Genomic DNA, 20785 nt, shown 5'->3' on the forward strand with positions numbered 1-20785 from the left:
CCGGCGACAACGCCGAGCTGAACGTCGAGCTGATCACCCCGATCGCCATGGACCAGGGCCTGCGCTTCGCCATCCGCGAAGGCGGCCGCACCGTCGGCGCCGGCGTGGTCTCCAAGATCACGGAATAGCTAGCACGCTAACGCTCGCCCCCGGGTCCGATCTTCGATCGGCCCGAGGACAGGCTCTGCGGTCGCTCGCTCCTTGAGCGCGATCGCTGCAGGCAAACAACAGAACGGCCCCCGGAGCGATCCGGGGGCCGTTTTGCTATGGCGCGCCGAGGCCGCGGGCCGGGGAAGGGCGGCGAGGGCCGCATTCGCCTGACCGGAGTCGAGCGCGGTTAATCCGCAACCGGCGGGAGCGGGGTCTTGCGCGGAACCCGGAACGGGTCCCTACGTTCGCAGATCGAATGTTAGGGATTTGTTAATCATGCGGCGCGCGCTTCGGACCGGGCTGTTCATTGGCGTCCTGATCGGGATGTCCGCCTGCGCCACGGCGCCGGAGAACGGGGCCTCGCAGGGGGCCTATGGCTCGGTCGATATCGGCCGTACGCGCTGATCGCGAAGGAATTCGTGGCGGCGGGGGCAAATCCCCCCTATCATTGGCCCTGCGGACGCCGACTGTCGCGCCGCGTCGGTCCCGCTCCTGCTAGATGTTAGCCATCGCCATCGCCGTCGTACTGCTGCTCGTGGTGCTGAACGGCCTGTTCGCCATGACCGAGCTCGCGGTCGTGTCCTCCCGCAAATCCAAGCTGCAAAGCCGGGCCGAACGCGGTGACCGGGGGGCCCGCAAGGCGCTGAGGCTGGCCGAGGACCCGACCCATTTCCTGTCGGCGGTCCAGGTCGGCATCACCCTGATTGGCATCGCCGCCGGCGCCTATGGCCAGGCGGCCATCGCCGGCGAGCTGAACCTGATTCTCGAGGCGGCCTTCCCCGGCCTCGCCGCCTATACCGAGGTGTTCTCGACCGTCCTGGTCATCGTCTTCATCACCTATGTGTCGGTGATCGTCGGCGAACTCGTGCCCAAGCGGCTGGCGCTGATCTTCCCTGAATCGATCGCCTCCAAGATGGCGGCGCCGATCTCGACCGTGGCCATCGTGCTGAAGCCGTTCGTGGTGGTGCTGACCGCCTCGACCTCGGCCATCCTCAAGGTCATGGGCGTCAAGGATCGCGACGGTTCGGACGTGACCCAGGAAGAGGTCGAGACGATGATCGCCGAGGGCACGGCCTCCGGTCTGATCGAGCCCGAAGAGCAGGAGATGATCGAGGAAATCCTGCGCCTCGGCGACCGGCCCATCCGCGTGGCCATGACGCCGCGCCACGAGGTGTTCTGGATCGCCTTGGACGACACCGAGGAACAGCTGCGTCAGGAGGTTCGCACCTGCCCCTATTCGCGCATCGTCGTGGCGCGCGAGAACGATGTCGATAATCCGCTGGGGGTGGTTCACAAGAAGGACCTGCTGGACAGCCTGCTGGACAATGGCGAGTTCAATGTCGAGCGGCTGGTGCAGACGCCGGCCTTCATTCCGCAGTCGACCTCGGTGCTGAAGGCGCTGGGGATCATGAAGGCCTCGCGGGTGCATATGGCCTTCCTCGTGGACGAATACGGCGCCTTCGAAGGCGTGGTGACGGCGACCGACCTGCTGGAAATGATCGCCGGCAATTTCGACGAGAGCCACGACGAGGACGAGGCCTATATCCGTCAGCGTGAGGACGGCAGCTGGCTGGTCGACGGCCAGGCCGACATCGAGGAACTGGCCGACGCCCTGGGCGAGGATTTCGGCGAGGCCGAGGGCTTCCACACCGTCGCCGGCCTGGTCCTGCACCAGCTGTCGCGGGTGCCGGACGAGGGCGAGATCCTGCAGGTCGGGCGGTTCGAGGTCGAGGTCATCGATATGGACGACCGTCGCATCGACAAGCTGTTGTTCAAACAGGTGGTCAAGCGCGAGGACGAGGCCAGCGCCGTGGCGGCGCACCACGACGATTGACCCTTCCGCCCTTGAAAACCCGCACGGCGTCGGGCATACGCCCCGGTCTGGCGATCATATGCGTCCTTCGGGGCGCGCCGTGATCACTCCAGGAGTTTAGCTCAGCTGGTAGAGCACCGGTCTCCAAAACCGGGGGTCGTGGGTTCGAGTCCCCCAACTCCTGCCATTTCCCCTGTCGCCGCCGGATAGGGCTTCCTATCTGGGGGCGGCAGGATCAATTCTTTGACGGAATAACGATGGCCAAGGCCAAGACCCCGGGGCGCCGCCCCCAGACCGCCCAGCCCGCCATCGCGGGCGCCGCCGTGGCGGCCGACGCGCCGAAGAAGCCGCGGGTCACGATTCCGCAGTTCATCAGCCAGGTCCGCGCCGAAGGGCGCAAGATCGTCTGGCCGAGCCGCAAGGAGACCTGGATCACCTCGGTGATGGTCTTCATCATGGTCACGATCGCCGCCATCTTCTTCTTCCTGGTGGACACCGGCCTGGCCTTCGCCTCGCGCAACATCCTGGCTATCGGCCAGTAAGAGACCGCCCATGACCGACGCCGCCCCCGCCGCCAAGCCCGCCAATCCGCGCCACAAGTGGTACATCGTCCACGCCTACTCGAACTTCGAGAAGAAGGTGGCGCAGCACCTGACGGACCAGGCGCGCCAGCAGGGGCTGGAAGACTGCTTCTCGGAAATCCTCGTGCCGACCGAGGACGTCGTCGAGATCCGCCGCGGCCGCAAGGTCAACTCCGAGCGCAAATTCTTCCCCGGCTATGTGCTGGTGAAGATGGAGATGACCGACGAGGCCTACCACCTGGTCAAGAACACCCCGAAGGTGACGGGCTTCCTCGGCGCCGCCGGCGGCACCAAGCCGCTGCCGGTCTCCGAGCGTGAGGTGCAGAACATCATCGGCGCGGTGGAAGAGGGCGTCGAGCGTCCGAAGCCCACCATCCGCTTCGACATCGGCGAGACCGTCAAGGTCATCGACGGGCCCTTCGCCAGCTTCGACGGCCAGGTCGAGAGCGTCGACGAAGACGCGGCGCGCCTGCGGGTCGCGGTGTCCATCTTCGGCCGCCCGACCCCGGTCGATCTGGAGTACAGCCAGGTCGAGAAGGTCGCCTCCTAGAGCGAATCCCGGCCGGGACAATTCGCGCGGGACATCCGCGACACCGTCGTCCGGGACAGGGGCCACATACCGGACATCGGAGACATCCCTGAAACGGCGGCCCTGGCGGGCCGCCGTTTGCTTTTCGGCCCCGCATCCGCTACACGCGCGCCTCGCTCCGCAGGGGGCGGTGCGGGTTCGCCCGCATAAATCCGTGGGAGGCAGCCATGCCACGACCACGGCTCACCGGTCCTGATTGAGTTCAGGGCCACAGTCAGGAGAGACCAATGGCCAAGAAGATTCTCGGCTACATCAAGCTGCAGGTGCCGGCCGGCAACGCCACGCCGTCGCCCCCGATCGGCCCCGCCCTCGGTCAGCGCGGCGTCAACATCATGGGCTTCGTCAAGGAGTTCAACGCGCGCACCGAGAAGGAAGTGAAGGGCACGCCCCTGCCGACGGTGATCACCGTCTATCAGGACAAGAGCTTCACCTTCGTCACCAAGACCCCGCCCGCGACCCACTACATCAAGCAGGCCGCCGGGATCACCTCGGGTTCGAAGATGACCGGCCGCGAAGTGGCCGGCAAGATTTCGCGCAGCCAGCTGCGTGAGATCGCCGAAAAGAAGATGAAGGATCTGAACGCGAACGACCTGGACGCCGCGACCAAGATCATCGAAGGCTCGGCTCGCGCCATGGGCCTCAACGTCGTGGAGGGCTAAGCACATGGCCAAGCAAACCAAGCGCGTCAAAGCCCGCACCGGCGACACCGTCGCCCCGATGGGCTTCGCCGAGGCGATCGCCGCCGTCAAATCCAACGCCACCGCCAAGTTCGACGAGTCGATCGAGATCGCCGTCAACCTGGGCGTCGACCCGCGTCACGCCGACCAGCAGGTCCGCGGCGTGGTGAACCTGCCGTCGGGCACCGGCCGTGACGTCCGCGTCGCCGTCTTCGCCAAGGACGCCAAGGCGGCTGAAGCGACCGCCGCCGGCGCCGACATCGTGGGCGCCGAGGATCTGTACGAGAAGATCAACGGCGGCTTCATGGACTTCGACCGCGTCATCGCGTCGCCGGACATGATGGCCCTGGTCGGTCGTCTGGGTAAGGTGCTGGGCCCGCGCGGCCTGATGCCGAACCCGAAGGTCGGCACCGTGACTCCGAACGTCGCGCAAGCGGTCAAGGACGCCAAGGGCGGCGCCGTCGAGTTCCGCGTCGAGAAGGCCGGCATCGCCCACGGCGGCATCGGCAAGGCCTCCTTCACCCAGGAAGCCCTCGAAGCCAACGTGAAGGCCTATGTGGACGCGCTGAGCCGCGCCCGCCCGGCCGGCGCCAAGGGCACCTACATCAAGCGCATCACCCTGTCCTCGACGATGGGACCGGGCTTCAAGGTCGATCCGGCCTCGCTGGGCGCCTGATCGGTCCAGACGGACGTGATGAATGAGGGCGGCGGCCGCAGGGTCGCCGCCCTTTTCATTGCGCGGTTGTGGCTTTCCCGACCTTGCGCGTGCGGCCGCGAGCCGAAACTGTGTTCCCCGGAGACAAACGGAGGGGTGCGATGCGTATCTGGACTGTCACGGCCGCGGCCCTGGTGTTGTTCGCCGCGGGAACGGGTGAAGCCCATGCGGCCCAGGCCAAGCCGCAGTCGCCGGCCGCCGTGGGCCAGCCGTCGGCGCGTCAGCTGTCGCTGAGCCGGCGCTATATCGAACTGATGCAGAGCGACCAGCTGTCGGTGATGATCCGGTCGGCCATCGAGATGACGGCCGGTTCGGAATTCGACGCCGCCGAGCTTCCGACCGAGGATCGCGAGTTCATGCTCGACCTCGTGACGGAGCTGACCACCGACATGATGCCGCAAATGTTCGATCGCATGGTGCCGGTGTATGCGCGCACCTTTTCCGAAGAGGAACTTCTGGCCTTGATCGCCTTCTATGACAGCGATCTGGGCCGTTCGATCCTGCAGAAGACCTATGCGAGCATGCCGGAGGCGAACGCGGCCATGATGGAGGTGATGCCGCAGATGTTCGAGAAGATGGCGGCGCGGATGTGCGTTCGCTACGGCTGCGACACGGCCGAGGTGCTGGGGGAGATGGGCGTCGGTGGCGATACGACGGCGCCGCGACGCAAGTAGCCGCTCCTGAAGAACCGTCCGCATGCTGACGGGTTGATTTTGTCTCCCGGACGCGGGAAGACGTCGTGCGCCGCCCGGCGTCGACGATGCCGGGCGCATTGGTCGGCGACCGCCGCATCGCTGGCGGAGCCGTTCTGAGCCGATGACCCGAAATCCCGCCACCAGAACGCCCGCCGAGCGGTTGCAGGTCGCGGCCCTGCCGTGGCGGCGCGGCCGCGCCGGGGTCGAGATCCTGCTGGTCACCTCGCGCGAGACGCGGCGGTGGGTCACGCCCAAGGGCGGCCGTATGACCGGCAAGACCGACGCCGAGGCCGCCGCGCTGGAGGCGCTGGAAGAGGCGGGGGTCGAGGGGGTGGTCAGCGCCGAGCCCCTTGGAAGCTTCCGCTATCTGAAGGTCCTGAAGCGCCGGGCGCCGCGCTGGTGCGTGGTCGCCCTGTATAGCCTGGAGGTCACGGTCGAACATGCCGAATGGCATGAGCAGGCGCAACGCGACCGGGTCTGGCTGCCGCTGGAGACCGCCGCCGACTGGGTCGACGAGCCCGACCTCAAGGTCCTGATCGCGGCCTTTGAGCCCTGATCAGGGGCGTTCTGCGACCGTCCGCGGTCGTCTGACGTTGCGTCGGGCGGTCCGCGTCCCCACAACTCCAGCCATGAACGCACCCTTCCAGACCCCCGCCGACCCGCTCGAGGCCCCGCTGTGGGACCTGTCCGACCTGTATAAGTCGCAGGAGGACCCGCGTATCGCGGCCGACCTCGATCGCGCCCGGGCCCTGGTGGATGAGTTGAACGCCCTGCAGGGCAGGCTGGTCGAGGCGCGGTCGGAGGCGGACCTGCTGGGCCAACGCCTCGACCGGGCGGTGACCCTGTACGAACAGGCGGCGGATGTCCTCGGCGGACTGGGGGCCTATGCCTTCCTCGCCGCCTCGACCGATCGCAATGACGCCGCCGCCCAGGGCTTCGAGGCCACGGCGCGCGAGAAGATCACCGCCATCGCCACGCCGACGGTCTGGGTGACGCTGGAGATCAACCAGCTGGAGGAGGCCGAAATCGAGGCGGCGCTCGTCGCCCATCCGGCCGCCGCGCGCTGGCGGCCCTGGCTGCGGCGTTTGCGGGCGATGAAGCCGCATGAGCTTAGCCAGGAGCTGGAGACCTTCCTCGCCGAGCGCGGCCCGATCAGCGCCCAATGGCCGCGCCTGTTCGACGAGACCCTGGCGGCGATGAAGGTCGAGGCCGGCAAGGAGGAGCTGACCCTGGCCGAGGCGCTGAACCGGCTGTCGGATCCCAAGAGTGAGCGCCGCAAGGCGGCGGCGACGGGGCTGAACGCGGCCCTCGCCGCGCGCGTGCAGACCATGGCGCTGGCGCTCAACACCGTCGCCGCCGACAAGGCGCTGGAAGACAAATGGCGCGGGTTCAAACGCCCCGCCGACGGCCGGCACCTGGCCAATGAGGTGGACGGCGAGTCGGTCGATGCGATGGCGCAGGCGGTCGCGGCCGCCTATCCGCGCCTGTCGCACCGCTATTATGCGCTCAAGGCCAGGGCCATGGGCAGGGCGACGCTGGACCAGTGGGACCGCAACGCCCCGATCGAGACGACGGCGCCGCGCGGCTATGACTGGTCCGCCGGCAAGCAGCTGGTGCTGGAGAGCTTCGCCGACCTCGGCCCCGAGTTCGCCGACCGGGCGGGCGGCTTCTTCGACAAGCCGTGGATCGACGGCCGGGCGCGGCCCGGCAAGCAGTCGGGGGCCTATGCCCATCCGGTGACCTCGGACCGCCACCCCTATGTGTTCCTGAACTGGATGGGCGAGCGGCGCGACGTGCTGACGCTGGCGCATGAACTGGGGCACGGGGTGCACCAGACGCTGGCGGCGGGGCAGGGCAGCCTGCTGGCCGACACGCCGTTGACCCTGGCCGAGACGGCCTCGATCTTCGCCGAGGGGCTGACGTTCGACCGGCTGCTGGCCACGGCGCCGAAGGCGGAGCAGCGGGGCCTGCTGGCCGGCCGGATCGAGGACGGGCTCAACACCGTGGTCCGCCAGATCGCCTTCCACCGCTTCGAGACCCGCTTCCACGACGAGCGGGCGGCGGGCGAGGTGTCGGTCGAGCGGCTGGGCGAGCTGTGGCTGGAGGAGATGGGGGCCTCGCTGGGGCCCGCGATCACGCTCAATCCCGGCTATGAGCACTGGTGGAGCTACGTCAGCCATTTCGTCCACTCGCCCTTCTATGTCTACGCCTACGCCTTCGGCGACCTGCTGGTGGCGGCGCTGATGGAGACGCGGGCGAAGGACCCGGCCGGATTCACGCCGCTGTACCGCGAGCTGCTCGCGGGCGGCGGGTCGAAGGGTTATGTCGAGGCGCTGGCGCCGTTCGGGCTGAACCCGCGCGACCCGGCCTTCTGGACCATCGGCACGAAACGGCTGGAAGGTCTGATCGACCGGTTCGAGGCGGTGGCTTGAGCCTGAGCGCGGCCCCGCTATAAGGGCGCCAACCGCTGTCAGATTCCCGGACCCGATCATGGCCGACCCGCACCACGCCCCCGACTCCCCCGACGCCTATGGCCACGACGCCTATGTTCGCGGGACGCAGCATATCGAAGAGCAGGCGACGACCTTCGCCATGTTCATGGGCATGGCCAAATGGGGTTCGCTGCTGATCGCGGCGCTGCTGACCTTCCTCGTCATGTGGTTCCAGCCGGCCGGCAGCTTCTTCGGCGGCGTGATCGCGGCGGCGGTGCTGCTGGTCGCGGGCTGGTGGTTCCTGAAGTCGGACAAGAAGGCGCAGCACTAGGGCGCTACCGCTCGCGACGCGGTCGCTCGCTGCTTGAGCGCTTTGACGCGCCGTCCCCGATCAGCCTAACGTTCCGACGTTCGAGAAGACGGAGGGATTCGCTTGGCTGTCGCCATCGCCGTGACCCGCGAACGCCGTGATGGCGAAACGCGCTGCGCCGTCACTCCGGAAACGGTGAAGAAGCTGATCGCCCTCGGCGCGACCGTGACGGTCGAGGCCGGAACGGGCATGGGCTCCTCCATTCCGGACGCGGACTATGTCGCCGCCGGGGCGGCGGTGAAGCCGGACATCGGGACCGTGCTGTCGGGCGCCGACATCCTGCTGAAGGTGCGCGGACCGACGGCGCAGGAGACCAGCGCGCTCAAGCCCGGCGCGGTCGTGGTCGCCCTGCTGGACGCGTATCGCGACAGGGAGACGGTGACGGCGCTGGCGGGGGCCAATGTCACCGCCTTCGCCATGGAGTTCGTACCGCGGATTTCGCGCGCCCAGGTGATGGACGCCCTGTCGTCCCAGGCCAATCTGGCCGGCTATCGCGCCGTGATCGAGGCGGCCTACGCCTTCGGCAAGGGCTTTCCGATGATGATGACGGCGGCGGGCACGGTCGCCCCGGCCAAGGTCTTCGTCATGGGCGCGGGCGTGGCCGGGCTGCAGGCCGTGGCCACGGCGCGGCGGCTGGGGGCGGTGGTGACCGCCACCGACGTGCGTCCGGCCTCGAAGGAGCAGGTCGAGAGCCTCGGGGCCAAATTCATCGCCGTCGAGGACGAGGAGTTCAAGGCCGCCGAGACCGCCGCCGGCTACGCCAGGCCGATGTCGGCCGAGTATCAGGCCAAACAGGCGGAGCTGACCGCCAGCCACATCGTCAAACAGGACATCGTCATCACCACCGCCCTGATCCCGGGCCGCGCGGCGCCGGTGCTGGTCACGGCGGCGCATGTGGCCTCGATGAAGCCGGGGTCGGTGCTGGTCGATCTGGCCATCGACAACGGCGGCAATGTCGAGGGGGCGAGGGCGGGCGAGGTGGTGACCACGGCGAACGGCGCGCAGATCGTCGGCTGGACCAATATGGCCGGCCGCATCCCGGCCGACGCCTCGGCCCTCTATGCCCGCAACCTCGCCGCCTTCCTCGCGCTGATGGTGGCGGACGGAACGCTGACGGTCGATCTGGAGGACGAGATCCTCAAGGCGGCGGCGGTGACCCACGGCGGGGCCGTGGTGCATGAAGGAGTGAAAGCCTGATGGAACACGTCGACCCCACCATCTTCCGTCTCGCCATCTTCGTGCTGGCGATCTTCGTCGGCTACTATGTCGTCTGGTCGGTGACGCCGGCGCTGCACACGCCGCTGATGGCGGTGACCAACGCCATTTCGTCGGTCATCGTGGTCGGCGGGCTGATCGCGGCGGCGGCCGCTGGCGGCGATGACGGCTGGATCGCCAAGGGGGCCGGCGTCGCGGCCGTGACCCTGGCCAGCGTCAACATCTTCGGCGGCTTCATGGTCACCCGGCGCATGCTGGCGATGTACCGCAAGAAGGAACGACCCCGGTGATCCCCGCCCCCGACCTGTATTTCCTGCTCGCCTTTCCGGTCGTCCTGATTCTTGTGATCGGCTTCCTGATCTTCGGCGGCCGCCTCGAAGGCGAGCGGCGCCAGGCGGTGGAGCGCGTGCTGGCGGCGATCATCTATCCGGTGATCTGCATCTTCTGGCTGTGGAAGGCCTATGACTACGGCGTCAGGGAGGAGTGGATGCTGGCCATCGCCATGCTGGGCGTCGGGCTGATCTTCGTCATGAACGGCATCCGCTCGGTGCATCAGGGCCGCCTCGCGCCGAGAAAGCGCCCCCGGTGAGCGTCGACGTCCAGACCTTCGCGGTCGGCGCGTCCTGGATCGCCACGGCGATCGGGGCCGGGCTGTGGCTGTGGAGCTGGCTCGGCGAAAAGGACGCCATCCGCAAGCTGCGTTTTCTCGACTGCGGGGTGGTGCTGCTGTTCTCGTCGATCCTGCTGCGCATCGTCGCCCAAGAACGGCAGATGAGCCTGTGGGACTGGGCCGTGGTCTTCGTCGGCCCGCTGTTCATCGCCGCCGCCCTGTGGCGGCTGGCGCGGACGGCCTGCCCGCCGCCGGCGGAGAAATGAACGACGATGAGGGGGAATTGACCGCATGAACGCATCGATCGCGGCCTTGGCCTATCTGGTCTCCGGCGTCCTGTTCATCCTCAGCTTGCGCGGCCTGTCCAGCCCGGAGACGAGCCGGCGCGGCAATACGCTGGGCATGGTCGGCATGGCCCTGGCCGTGGCGGTGACGCTGGCGACCCTTTGGGCCGGCGATGTCCTCGACCCGCTGACCCTGGCGCTGATCGCCGGCGGGGTCGTCGTCGGCGGGGGGGCGGGGGCGCTGATCGCGGCCCGGGTGCAGATGACGCAGATGCCGCAGCTGGTGGCGGCCTTCCACTCACTGGTCGGCATGGCCGCCTGTCTGGTCGCCATCGGCGCGGTCTATGCGCCCGAGAGCTTCGGCATCGCCACGGCCGATGGCGGGATCAAGACCCTGTCGCTGATCGAACTGAGCCTCGGCGTGGCCATCGGGGCGATCACCTTCACCGGCTCGGTCATCGCCTTCGCCAAGTTGGACGGGCGGATGTCGGGAACGCCGATCCTGCTGCCGGCGCGGCACCTGATCAACATCGGCCTGGCCCTCGGGCTGGTCTTTCTGATCGGCATATTGATCGGCACCGGCGGGACGGCGACCTGGGCTTTCTGGGGGGTGTTCGTGATCGCCCTGATCCTCGGCGCGACCCTGATCATCCCCATCGGCGGGGCCGACATGCCGGTCGTGGTGTCGATGCTCAACTCCTACTCCGGCTGGGCCGCGGCGGCGCTGGGCTTCACGCTGGAGAACATCGCCCTGATCATCACCGGGGCGCTGGTCGGCAGCTCGGGCGCGATCCTCAGCTACATCATGTGCAAGGGCATGAACCGCAGCTTCATCAGCGTCATCCTCGGCGGCTTCGGCGGCGACAGCGCCGCGGCCGGCGCCGGCGCGGTCGAGACCCGGCCGGTCAAACAGGGCTCGGCCGAGGACGCGGCCTTCATCATGAAGAACGCCTCGAAGGTCATCATCGTCCCCGGCTACGGCATGGCCGTGGCCCAGGCCCAGCACGCGCTGCGCGAGATGGCCGACAAGCTGAAGGCGGAGGGCGTCGAGGTGAAATACGCCATCCACCCCGTCGCCGGCCGCATGCCCGGCCACATGAACGTCCTGCTGGCCGAGGCCAATGTCCCCTATGACGAGGTGTTCGAGCTGGAGGACATCAACAGCGAGTTCAGCTCCTGCGACGTGGCCTTCGTCATCGGCGCCAACGACGTCACCAACCCCGCCGCCAAGACCGATCCGCAGAGCCCGATCTACGGCATGCCGGTGCTGGATGTGGAAAAGGCCGGCACGGTGCTGTTCATCAAGCGCGGCATGGGCAGCGGCTATGCCGGGGTCGAGAACGAGCTGTTCTTCCGCGACAACACGATGATGCTGTTCGCCGACGCCAAGAAGATGGTCGAGGGGATCGTGAAGTCGCTCTAGGGCGGCGGTCAACAGGCAGGACAACCGATGGCCTCCGAACAGAAGACCAAACCCACCGCCGTCTCCGTCGCCGACTTCATCGCCTCCGTCGAGGACCCGAAACGCCGCGCCGACGCCGAGGCCGCCTGCGCCCTGCTGGCCGAGGCCTCCGGCGAGCCGCCGCGGATGTGGGGTCCGTCGATCGTCGGCTTCGGGGCGTATCACTACCGCTACGCCAGCGGCCACGAAGGCGATGCGCCGCTGGTCGGCTTCTCGCCGCGCAAGGCCAATCTGGTCTTCTACCTGTCCGGCTGCGACGGAGGCCGCGAGGACCAGCTGGCGCGGCTGGGCAAGCACAAGGCCGGCAAGGGCTGCGTCTACGTCAACCGCCTGTCGGACGTGGACGCCGACGTGCTGCGCGAGATGGCGGTCGCCACCACGACGTCTCTGCGCGAGCGCTATCCCGCCTAGGCCGCCATGCGGAAGTCTTCGGCCGGGGCGAAGGCCGGGCGGGCCTCGTCCCACAGGGCGTCCTCGTCGGCGTAACGGGCCGACAGGCGGGCGTCGATGACGTCGATCACCTGTTCCTCCAGCCGGTCCCAGATGACGGCGAGGTCGCCGCAGCCGTCGGCCTCGCAGGGCACGATCAGATAGCGGGAGGCGGAAATGGCGGCGTGGGGGGCGAAAGTGCGGGCCATGGAAGGAACTCCTGAAGCGGTGTTTCTGTCGATGGTTCGACTATGAAGCAGCGTTGCGTCAAAATCGGACGTATGCTCTTTTGAAATCATGAGACACGACAAGGCGGCCCTCGTTCTCGACCTCGCCCGGCGCATGGCCGCCAGCGCCGAGGGCGTGACCCTGGGCGAGATCGAGCGCGATCTGGATGTCGGGCGGCGCACCGCCGAACGGCTGCGCGACGCCGTTATCGGCCTGTTCCCGCAGACCGAGGAGGTGTCGGACCCGCCGAACAAGCGCTGGCGCATCCGCGGCGGCCTGTCGGCCTTCGAGCAGGCCCCGACCACCGAGGAACTGATCGAGCTGACCCGGGCGGCGCAGGCCCTGCGGGCCAGCGGCGAGCCGGGGCGGGCGGCGGCGCTGGAGGGGCTGGAGCGCAAGCTGAAGTCGGCCATGCGCTCGACCACCCTGAACCGGCTGGCGCCCGATCTGGAGGCGCTGGTGCGGGCCGAAACCATCGCCGTCCAGGCCGGGCCCCGCCCCTCGGCCGACGAGGCGGTGCTGGCCGAGATCCGTCAGGCCATTCTCGCCGGCCGGCCGCTGGCCTTCATCTACAGCCGGCCCGGGGCCGAGGCGCGAAGTCGCAGCGTGGCTCCGTGCGGGGTGATGTTCGGCCGCGCCAACTATCTGGTCGCCGCCGACCGCGAGAGCGGCCGCATCCAGACCTTCCGCCTCGACCGGATGAGCGGCGTGCGCGGCGAGGAGGGCGTCGCCTCGCCGCCGTCGGACTTCGACCTGCAGAGCTTCGCCAGCCAGTCGTTCGGCATCTATCAGGACGAGATCGAGGATGTGGTGCTGCGGGTCTCGCCCGAGGGGGCGGCCGAGGCGCGGGCGTGGCGCTGGCACCCGACCCAGAGCCTTGAGGACCAGCCGGACGGCGGCGTCGTTGTCCGCTTCCGCGCCTCGGGCATGCGCGAACTGGCCTGGCATCTGTTCACTTGGGGCGAGCAGGTCGAGATCGTCGCTCCGGCGCGGCTGACGGCGGTGATGGCCGGCGAACTGGCGGCCTCCCGCCGCGCCCTCGATCGGGCGCGAGTCTGACCAAAGCTTAAGCTGACGCCGAACGCCGGTCCGCGATAGGGGCGATGGCTTCAAAGGGAGGGCTCGCATGCTCCGGATCGCACCCGCCGCGCTCGCGGCCTTGGCGCTGACTCTTGGGGCCTGCGCCACGGCCCCGGGGCGCGTCGCCCCCACATCGGCGGTCGAAGCCGCATCGGTCCCGGCCGTGACCGTGACCCGCGACGGCGACGCCTGGACCGCCACTATGCGCTGGATCGCGACGCCCCGGTTTGGGCCTTCTACCGTTCGTCGCTGATCATGGAGGCGCGGCGGCCGTGGCGGCTGGAGCAGTGGCGGGTGTTGACCCCCGGCGTAGCGCTGGAGCGGATCGGCGACCGCGACGTGCTGCGCGCCGTCGACGGCGGTCCTGTGCCGCGGCGGGTCCGCATCGGCTTGACGCCGAAGTCGGAGAACCTCGAGGCGGACTATGGCGTGCTGGTCTTCACCGACGGGTCGGTGGCACTGCCGAGCGGCCAGTTCGACGTCTTCCCCGTCGCCTCGCCCGCCGCTGTGGCCGCACTGCCGCGCGACCTGAACGGCCATGCGATGGAGGGCGGACCCGCCACCGTCACCTGGCGCGACCGCGCCGGCCCGATCCTGTTCCGCGGGCGGCGCGTGGCCGAGGCGACCGAGGCGGAGGCCGACACCTATGTGCTGTTCGGCGAGGCCGATCTGGTCGAGGGCGAGCGGCTGGTCACCGTCGCCGACCCCGCGCTGCCGGCCTGGATCGGCGGGGCCATCGAGACTTTCGCTCCGCGCGTGGCGGACCTGTACGCCGACCGGCTCGGCCCGGGTCAGAGCGCCCGGCCGACGATCATGATGAGCTGGAACGGGCCGACCCTGGGCATGACCTCGATGGGCGGCAGCGTCCTGCCGGGCCTGATCGTCATGGCCTTCGAGGGCGAGGGGGTGGTGGAGCCAACCGCCCGCGTGCTCGCCATGTCGCGCTGGTTCATCGGCCATGAGAGCGCCCATTTTTGGCTCGGCCAGACGGTGCGCTACGAGGTCGCCCGCGACGCCTGGATCACCGAGGGCGGGGCTGATCTGATGGCCATCCGGGCGATGCAGTCGATCGATCCCGACTGGGACGCCCGCGCCGAGCTGCAGAAGGAAGTCGACGACTGCGTCCTGCGCGCCGACGAGCCGGTCGCCGAGGCCGCCGGGCGCGGCGAGCACCGGGCCACCTACGCCTGCGGGGCGGTGTTCGCCATGGTCGCGGAAGCGGCGCAGCGGCGCGCCAACGGAGGCGACTGGTTCGACTTCCTCAAGCCGCTGATCGACGCCAACCGGGCGGACGGGGTGCTGACCCGGGACGAGTGGCTGGACGCGCTGGACGCGGCGGCGGGGGATGCGTCACTGCGGCGGGATATCGAGACGCTGCTCGACGATGGGTCGTCCCGGGCCGACGAGGTGACCGCGCGCCTGCTGGAACAAGCCGGAGTGGCGATCCGGCTCGAAGCGGGACGGGTGGTGCTGAAGTAGCCGCCGCGGGTCGGTTCGGCCCATTGCAGACGCCGATGATCCACGTACTGTTGGCGTCCGTGTTGGCGGCTCCGCCAACCTCCGGAGGTTTTAATGCCAGTCGTTATTACGACGGACGAAGCTCTCCACAGAGTGTTCGCTGACGTCCCTGCCGGCGTCCGCTGGACAGCCTTCGAGGCGGCGGTTCTCGGGGCGATAGCCGATACGCCTGCTCTCACCGACTGGAACTGGATCATCGACGACCAGGGCCCGATGGATGACGTCGACGTCGCCGGGATGAGTCGCATAGGGGACGCGTTCCGGCGGCTGGCCCGCGACCCTGACCGGCGCACCTATACGGTGGTGGTCACGACCGACCGCTTCTTCGCGACATGGGCGCGTGTGATCGACCTGAACTACGGCAACCGCAAACACCACTCGGCCCCGACACTGGCGAGGGCGATCGCCCTTCTGGACCGCCTGGAATCATAACGGGAACGCCCCTTGCTCCCGATAATCCGGCTTCGGCCCGACGACCGCCGCGGTCGCCTTATCCCCCCGCGAAAGGGTATGGACTGACTGACTTGGCCCAGTCGTCGACCACAAGCGCCCGGTCCACGGGCGGCGCGGCGCGTTCGGCGCAGGGGTGGCGGTGGCACAGGCGGCAGGCGGGGCCGATCGGGGTGACCTCGGGCGCCGTCAGGTCGAGGCCGCGGGCATAAACCAGCCGGTGGGCGTGCTTGAGCTCGCAGCCGAGGCCGATGGCGAGGTCGTGGCCCTCGGTGAAGGCGTCATGCCCCTGACGGTCGACGGTGCGGGCGAGGGTGAACCAGCGCTGGCCGTCGGGCGTCTCGATCACCTGGGTGACGACCCGGCCGGGCGTGCGGAAGGCGCTGTGCAGTCGCCAGCGCGGACAGGCGCCGCCGAAGCGCGAAAAGGGGAAGGACCCCGAGGCGAAGCGTTTGGAGATGTTGCCGGCCTGATCGACCCGCATGAGGAAGAAGGGCACGCCGCGCGCCGTGGGGCGTGACAGGGTGGTCAGGCGGTGCGCCGCCTGTTCGAACGAGACGCCGAACCGGACCTGCAGCCGGGCGAGGTCGTAGCCGGTCTGTTCCGCGGCGCCCTGGAAGGCCCCGTAGGGCATAAGCAGGGCGGCGGCGAGGGTGTTGGTCAGCGACACCTTGAGCAGTCGCCGGGTCGGTTCGTCGGGGGCCGAGGCGGCCTCGGCCAGGGCGGACAGTTCGGCGTCGTGCTCGGTCAGGGCCAGCTGGAAGGCCACGGCGAAGGCGCGGGAGGAGGGGCCCAGGGTCTCCGACAGCAGCAGCCGCTTGCGGTGCGGGTCGTAGCGGCGGGTCCATTCGACCATGACCTCGGCCGGCAGGGTGCGCACCGGCAGGCCGTGGCGGGACAGCAGCCTGCCTCGGGCGCGGGTCTCGAATGCCTCCCCTGGCGTCTCCGCCTCGAGGGCGGCGGCGAGGGTCTCGCCGAGGGCGTCCAGTTCGGGGAAGTGGTTGCGACGGCCCTGGACGTATTCCCGGACCCAGTCGGCGGGGCTGGCGTCGCCGGCGCCGCCGGTCACATCGGCCTCGGCGCGATCGCGGGCGCGGCGGTCGGAGAAGGTGCGGTAGAGGCGGAGCAGGGCGTCGGCGACGGCCGGCTGGTCTTCGGCGAGCTGGACGATCTCGTGGCGCGGCACCGGCAGACCCTGGAACAGGGGGTCGGCGAAGGCCTCTGCCAGTTCCGCCTCGGTCGCGGGGCCGCCGGACTGACCGAAGGTGCGCAGATCGACGTCATAGGTGTCGGCGAGACGTAGCAACAGCTGCGCCGACACCGGCCGCTGGTTCCGCTCTATGTGGTTGAGATAGCTGGGGGATACGCCCAAGTCGGCGGCCATGGCCGTCTGCGTCAGGCCGAGGTCGCGCCGCAGCCGCTTGAGGCGCCCCCCGAGAAACAGCTTGCGGTCGGCGGTCGCGTCCATTGGCGCAGGATGTCACAAAATGACTTAACGGCAAGTGTCATATCATGACCAAACTACACGCAATCTTGACCAATGCTGTGTCATTCGTGACTTTCGCGTGTTTCCCTCTGCATCACCCCGCCGCCAATCGGCCGCGATCCAGCAGAGACCGACCATGACCACCTTCGCTGACCTCGTCCCTTCGCCTGCCGGCCGTTTCGACGGCATCGAACGCCCCTATACGCCGGAGGACGTCCTGCGCCTGCGCGGCTCGGTGCCGATCACCCACACCCTGGCCGAGCGCAGCGCCAACCGCCTGTGGCAGCTGTTGCACGAAGAGCCCTTCATCAACGCCCTCGGCGCCGTCACCGGCAATCAGGCCATGCAGATGGTCCGGGCCGGGCTGAAGGCCATCTATCTGTCGGGCTGGCAGGTCGCCGCCGACGCCAACACCGCCGGGGCCATGTATCCCGACCAGTCGCTGTACCCGGCCAACGCAGCCCCGGAACTGTGCCGCCGCATCAACCGCACCCTGCAGCGCGCCGACCAGATCGAGCACGCCGAGGCCAAGCCAGGGGAGGGCGCCAAACGCGACTGGTTCGCCCCCATCGTCGCCGACGCCGAGGCCGGTTTCGGCGGGCCGCTGAACAGCTTCGAGATCATGAAGGCCTTCATCGAGGCGGGCGCCGCCGGCGTCCATTTCGAGGACCAGCTGGCGTCCGAGAAGAAGTGCGGCCACCTGGGCGGCAAGGTGCTGATCCCGACCCAGGCGCATGAGCGCAACCTTATCGCCGCCCGTCTGGCCGCTGACGTCATGGGCACGCCGACCCTGACCGTGGCGCGTACCGACGCCGAGAGCGCCCAGCTGATCACCTCGGACGTCGACGAGCGCGACCGGCCCTTCATCGACCGCGACAACCGCACGCCCGAAGGCTTCTTCCGGCTGAAGGAGGGCACGGGCCTGGACCACTGCATCGCGCGGGGCCTGTCGTATGCGAAATACGCCGACGTCCTGTGGTGGGAGACCTCGCACCCCGATCTGGACGACGCCCGCCGCTTCGCCGAGGCCGTGCACAGGGAGCATCCCGGCAAGCTGATGGCCTACAACTGCTCGCCGTCGTTCAACTGGAAGGCCAAGCTGGACGACGCCACGATCGCCAAATTCCAGCGCGAGCTGGGGGCCATGGGCTACAAATTCCAGTTCGTCACCCTGGCCGGCTTCCACGCGCTGAACAACTCGATGTTCGAACTGGCCGACGGCTACCGCGACCGCGGCATGGCGGCCTATTCCGAGCTGCAGCAGCGCGAGTTCGCCAATGAGGCGGCCGGCTACACCGCCACACGGCACCAGCGCGAGGTCGGCACCGGCTATTTCGACCAGGTCGCCACGGTCATCTCGAACGGCCAGTCGTCGACCACGGCGATGAAGGAATCCACCGAGACCGCCCAGTTCGTGGCGGCTGAGTAAGGAGAGAGACCATGCAACCGATCGACAATCCCACGGCCATCATCGACTTCTGCCTCGCCCCGCTGAACCTCGACACCGGGTCCGAGGCCGAGCGCGAGGTGCGCCGCCGGCTCGAGCATGTGATCAAGACCTTCCGCGCCAAGGCGCCCCAGCCGGTCGCGATCGATTTCTCGTCAATGCCGTCGCAAGTCATCAACGAGGCCGCGCACGGCTACGAATAGGCCCCGATCAGGCGGCGATGCATTTGGCCATCGCCGCCGGCAGGGTCGCCACCAGATTCAGCAGTTCGGCCGCGTCGAACGGCTTGGCCAGATGCAGGTCCGCTCCAGCAGCTTCGGCCGCCGCGATATGCTCCGCCAGGGCGTTGGCGGTCAGCATGACGATCGGCGTCCGCCCCAGTCCCATCGCCGCCTCATGCAGCCGGATCTGCCGCGTCGCGGTCAGCCCGTCCATGACCGGCATTTGCATATCCATCAGGACAAGGTCGTAGTCGGCGTCCCGCAACGCCTGAACCGCCTGCGCTCCGTCCTCCACGGAGGTGATGGACACACCGGCCTGGCCGAGGATCATCTCGACCACGCGGCGGTTCACCGGGTGGTCGTCCGCCAGCAACACCCTGACCCCGGCGCGATCGCCGGCCTCGTCCTCGTCCGGCGCGCCGCTGGATTTCGTCGGAGCGACGGCGGCCTTGAACGGCACGGTCAGGAGGAAGGCCGAACCGCCGCCGGGTTCGCTCTCGCAATCCAGGTCGCCGCCCATCATTTCCGCCAGCTGACGTGAAATGGCGAGGCCGAGGCCCGAGCCGCCGAATTTGCGGGTGATCGCCCCGTCGGCCTGTTCGAACCGGCTGAACAGGCGTTCGCGCGTGTGACAGTCGAAGCCGATGCCGGTGTCCTCGACCGAGAACCGCAGCGTCGGCGCCCCGTCGCGATCCGGGCCCGGGGCCGCCGTCAGGCTGACGAAACCCTCGCTGGTGAATTTGACGGCATTGGAGACGAGGTTGGTCAGGATCTGCTTCAGCCTGACGACGTCGCCGGCGATCCAGCAGTCCGCCCCGGCGGAAATCTCGACGAAGAACTGCAGCCCTTTTTCCTGCGCCGAGGTCTCGTAAAGCTGGGCCGCTTCGCGGACCGCACGGCCGAGATCGAACGCCTCCTCCGACAGTTCCAGCCGCCCGGACTCGACCCGCGCGAGGTCGAGAATGTCGCTGAGGAGCACCTGGAGCGTCCGGCCCGAAGACTGGATCAGATCCAGCATCTCCGCCTGCTGCATCGACAGCTCTGTGTTGGCGAGGGCCTGGGCCACGCCGATCACGCCGTTCAGCGGCGTGCGGATCTCGTGGCTCATATTGGCGAGGAACTGGCTCTTGGCCGCGTTGGCGGCCTGGGCCGCGTCACGCGCCTCGGCCAGCGCCCGGGCGTCGTTCTTGAGGTCGGTGATGTCGGTGCAGACCGTGACAATGCCGCCGGCTGCCGTGCGGCGGTCGGCGACCCGCAGCCAGCGGTCGCCGGATATCCTCTGTTCCATAGTGGCGGAAAGCGCCCGGCGCGCCGCCATCCGCTCGGCGAGCCAACTCTCCTCGCGCCCCCTGGCCTCGGCGTAGAGACCCTCGTTCAATCCGATCTGGACGATTTCGCGGAAGGTCATCCCGGCCTGCAGGTTGGACGACAGCTCGGGGTTCACCTCGTCGTAGCGGGTGTTCCACAGCACCAGCCGGTCTTCGGCGTCGAAGAAGGCCAGGCCGTCCGGCATGGCGTCGATGGCCTCGCGGATCTGGTTCAGGGCGCCGTTGCGCGCGACATAGCTGAACCAGGCGACCGATCCCGCCACAGCGACAACCCCTGTCGCCAGGACCGCCAGCACCACCATCATGGTCGAGGCCGAAAGGCTGGCCTCCAGGCCGTCAGCCGCCGCCAGCATTGAGGCGCCAGGTGTTACCGTCACCGCGCTCATGAGCGTGAACTGAAGGACCAGGACCGACAGGGTACCGGTCAGGGTGGTGGCGATGAAGCGCCACATTCCCCTGCCGTAGACGAAGCCCCCCGCCAGCAGCGCCAGCAGCAGGCTGGCTGCGACCGCGACGACCGCGAGGCCGGGATCCCACCCGATCGACCGGCCGGGCGTCTCAAATGCGGAAATGCCGAGAAAATACATGGCGGCGATCGCGGACAGGCCGATCATTCCGCCCAGTCCGCGGTAAAGGCCGCGCTCCTCGACCATAACGACCATGGCGCCGAGCGTCATGCCGCCCACGCCGACAACCAGCGACGCCGCGGTGAGGGGCAGGCTGTATCGCGCCGCGCCACCGGCGTCATAGCCCTGCATGGCCACGAAATGGGTCAGGAAAGCCGCCACACCGCCGACGATCGCCGCCAGCACAGCGACCTCGCGCCGGCGCGGATTCTCCAGCCTCGAAGCCTCGACCAGCAGGCGAAACGCTGTGGCCAGACCGAAAACACACAGGACGACGGCCGCCAGCGTCCAGCGCCAGTCGTGCTCCGTCGTCAGGCTGTACACGATCCGGTCCACGGTCCCCCCTCTTGGCCGAACAGTATGCGGCGAATGGGTGAAG

General features: G+C 68.7%; 24 protein-coding genes, 1 tRNA gene and 1 pseudogene. 23 read left to right on the plus strand and 3 right to left on the minus strand.

What is annotated here, in order from left to right:
• The 18 genes and pseudogenes from tuf to ACK4JY_RS08420 all read left to right on the plus strand — a co-directional run.
• Positions 1–128 (plus strand): annotated as a pseudogene (gene tuf, locus ACK4JY_RS08335) (elongation factor Tu); the annotation flags it as partial.
• A gap of 298 nt (positions 129–426) precedes the next feature.
• On the plus strand, positions 427–555 hold the full coding sequence (locus tag ACK4JY_RS08340; RefSeq protein ID WP_409604610.1) for a hypothetical protein: 129 nt from the start codon (positions 427–429) through the stop codon (positions 553–555).
• A 94-nt stretch (positions 556–649) separates the two neighbouring features.
• Entirely contained in the window at positions 650–1984 is a 1335-nt protein-coding gene (locus ACK4JY_RS08345) for a hemolysin family protein (RefSeq protein ID WP_409604612.1), read from the plus strand.
• A gap of 90 nt (positions 1985–2074) precedes the next feature.
• A tRNA-Trp gene (locus ACK4JY_RS08350) sits at positions 2075–2150 on the plus strand.
• 70 nt (positions 2151–2220) lie between these two features.
• Positions 2221–2505, plus strand: a complete 285-nt coding sequence (gene secE / locus ACK4JY_RS08355; RefSeq protein WP_409604614.1) for a preprotein translocase subunit SecE — start codon at positions 2221–2223, stop codon at positions 2503–2505.
• Between the two features lie 10 nt (positions 2506–2515).
• Positions 2516–3094, plus strand: a complete 579-nt coding sequence (gene nusG, locus ACK4JY_RS08360) for a transcription termination/antitermination protein NusG (protein ID WP_409604616.1) — start codon at positions 2516–2518, stop codon at positions 3092–3094.
• Between the two features lie 266 nt (positions 3095–3360).
• The gene (rplK, locus tag ACK4JY_RS08365; RefSeq protein WP_409604618.1) at positions 3361–3792 is read left to right on the plus strand and encodes a 50S ribosomal protein L11; all 432 of its coding nucleotides are present in this window, start codon (positions 3361–3363) and stop codon (positions 3790–3792) included.
• A 4-nt stretch (positions 3793–3796) separates the two neighbouring features.
• Positions 3797–4486, plus strand: a complete 690-nt coding sequence (gene rplA, locus ACK4JY_RS08370; protein ID WP_409604619.1) for a 50S ribosomal protein L1 — start codon at positions 3797–3799, stop codon at positions 4484–4486.
• A 140-nt stretch (positions 4487–4626) separates the two neighbouring features.
• Positions 4627–5199, plus strand: coding sequence for a DUF2059 domain-containing protein (locus ACK4JY_RS08375; RefSeq protein WP_409604621.1), 573 nt, complete (start codon positions 4627–4629; stop codon positions 5197–5199).
• A gap of 142 nt (positions 5200–5341) precedes the next feature.
• Entirely contained in the window at positions 5342–5776 is a 435-nt protein-coding gene (locus ACK4JY_RS08380) for an NUDIX hydrolase (RefSeq protein WP_409604623.1), read from the plus strand.
• A gap of 73 nt (positions 5777–5849) precedes the next feature.
• A complete protein-coding gene (locus tag ACK4JY_RS08385) occupies positions 5850–7652 on the plus strand; it encodes a M3 family oligoendopeptidase (RefSeq protein WP_409604625.1) in 1803 nt (600 codons plus the stop codon).
• A gap of 58 nt (positions 7653–7710) precedes the next feature.
• Positions 7711–7983, plus strand: coding sequence for an aa3-type cytochrome c oxidase subunit IV (locus ACK4JY_RS08390; protein ID WP_409604627.1), 273 nt, complete (start codon positions 7711–7713; stop codon positions 7981–7983).
• Positions 7984–8085: 102 nt separating this feature from the next.
• Entirely contained in the window at positions 8086–9219 is a 1134-nt protein-coding gene (locus tag ACK4JY_RS08395; RefSeq protein ID WP_409604629.1) for a Re/Si-specific NAD(P)(+) transhydrogenase subunit alpha, read from the plus strand.
• Entirely contained in the window at positions 9219–9527 is a 309-nt protein-coding gene (locus tag ACK4JY_RS08400; protein ID WP_409604631.1) for a proton-translocating transhydrogenase family protein, read from the plus strand. The genes ACK4JY_RS08395 and ACK4JY_RS08400 overlap by 1 nt, the downstream gene beginning before the upstream one ends.
• Positions 9524–9826 carry a hypothetical protein gene (locus ACK4JY_RS08405; RefSeq protein ID WP_409604633.1) on the plus strand — a complete coding sequence of 101 codons (303 nt, stop codon included), beginning with the start codon at positions 9524–9526 and terminating at the stop codon, positions 9824–9826. The genes ACK4JY_RS08400 and ACK4JY_RS08405 overlap by 4 nt, the downstream gene beginning before the upstream one ends.
• A complete protein-coding gene (locus tag ACK4JY_RS08410) occupies positions 9823–10113 on the plus strand; it encodes a hypothetical protein (protein WP_409604635.1) in 291 nt (96 codons plus the stop codon). The genes ACK4JY_RS08405 and ACK4JY_RS08410 overlap by 4 nt, the downstream gene beginning before the upstream one ends.
• Positions 10114–10138: 25 nt before the next feature.
• A complete protein-coding gene (locus tag ACK4JY_RS08415) occupies positions 10139–11554 on the plus strand; it encodes an NAD(P)(+) transhydrogenase (Re/Si-specific) subunit beta (RefSeq protein WP_409604637.1) in 1416 nt (471 codons plus the stop codon).
• 27 nt (positions 11555–11581) lie between these two features.
• On the plus strand, positions 11582–12004 hold the full coding sequence (locus ACK4JY_RS08420) for a DUF1801 domain-containing protein (RefSeq protein WP_409604639.1): 423 nt from the start codon (positions 11582–11584) through the stop codon (positions 12002–12004).
• Here the strand turns inward: ACK4JY_RS08420 and ACK4JY_RS08425 are convergent.
• The gene (locus ACK4JY_RS08425) at positions 12001–12231 is read right to left on the minus strand and encodes a hypothetical protein (RefSeq protein WP_409604640.1); all 231 of its coding nucleotides are present in this window, start codon (positions 12229–12231) and stop codon (positions 12001–12003) included. The two genes, ACK4JY_RS08420 and ACK4JY_RS08425, sit on opposite strands and share 4 nt — an antisense overlap.
• 88 nt (positions 12232–12319) lie before the next feature.
• Here ACK4JY_RS08425 and ACK4JY_RS08430 point away from each other — a divergent pair, with 88 nt between their 5' ends.
• The 3 genes from ACK4JY_RS08430 to ACK4JY_RS08440 all read left to right on the plus strand — a co-directional run bounded on the left by ACK4JY_RS08430 (position 12320) and on the right by ACK4JY_RS08440 (position 15280).
• Positions 12320–13309 carry a helix-turn-helix transcriptional regulator gene (locus tag ACK4JY_RS08430; RefSeq protein ID WP_409604642.1) on the plus strand — a complete coding sequence of 330 codons (990 nt, stop codon included), beginning with the start codon at positions 12320–12322 and terminating at the stop codon, positions 13307–13309.
• A 276-nt stretch (positions 13310–13585) separates the two neighbouring features.
• Positions 13586–14809, plus strand: a complete 1224-nt coding sequence (locus tag ACK4JY_RS08435; protein WP_409604644.1) for a hypothetical protein — start codon at positions 13586–13588, stop codon at positions 14807–14809.
• 132 nt (positions 14810–14941) lie between these two features.
• Complete coding sequence (locus ACK4JY_RS08440) at positions 14942–15280, plus strand: hypothetical protein (RefSeq protein ID WP_409604645.1); 339 nt, start codon at positions 14942–14944, stop codon at positions 15278–15280.
• 58 nt (positions 15281–15338) lie between these two features.
• Here ACK4JY_RS08440 and ACK4JY_RS08445 read toward each other — a convergent pair whose 3' ends face one another.
• On the minus strand, positions 15339–16766 hold the full coding sequence (locus tag ACK4JY_RS08445; protein ID WP_409604647.1) for a short-chain fatty acyl-CoA regulator family protein: 1428 nt from the start codon (positions 16764–16766) through the stop codon (positions 15339–15341).
• 154 nt (positions 16767–16920) lie between these two features.
• On the opposite strand from ACK4JY_RS08445, the gene aceA reads away from it, so the two are divergent.
• Both aceA and ACK4JY_RS08455 read left to right on the plus strand, forming a co-directional pair.
• On the plus strand, positions 16921–18213 hold the full coding sequence (gene aceA / locus ACK4JY_RS08450) for an isocitrate lyase (RefSeq protein ID WP_409604649.1): 1293 nt from the start codon (positions 16921–16923) through the stop codon (positions 18211–18213).
• An 11-nt stretch (positions 18214–18224) separates the two neighbouring features.
• On the plus strand, positions 18225–18434 hold the full coding sequence (locus tag ACK4JY_RS08455) for a hypothetical protein (protein WP_409604651.1): 210 nt from the start codon (positions 18225–18227) through the stop codon (positions 18432–18434).
• Between the two features lie 7 nt (positions 18435–18441).
• Here the strand turns inward: ACK4JY_RS08455 and ACK4JY_RS08460 are convergent, their stop codons facing one another.
• Positions 18442–20742 carry a response regulator gene (locus ACK4JY_RS08460; protein WP_409604652.1) on the minus strand — a complete coding sequence of 767 codons (2301 nt, stop codon included), beginning with the start codon at positions 20740–20742 and terminating at the stop codon, positions 18442–18444.
• Between the last annotated feature and the right edge of the window lie 43 nt (positions 20743–20785).

Source organism: Brevundimonas sp. (assembly GCF_046295595.1).
GTDB lineage: Bacteria > Pseudomonadota > Alphaproteobacteria > Caulobacterales > Caulobacteraceae > Brevundimonas.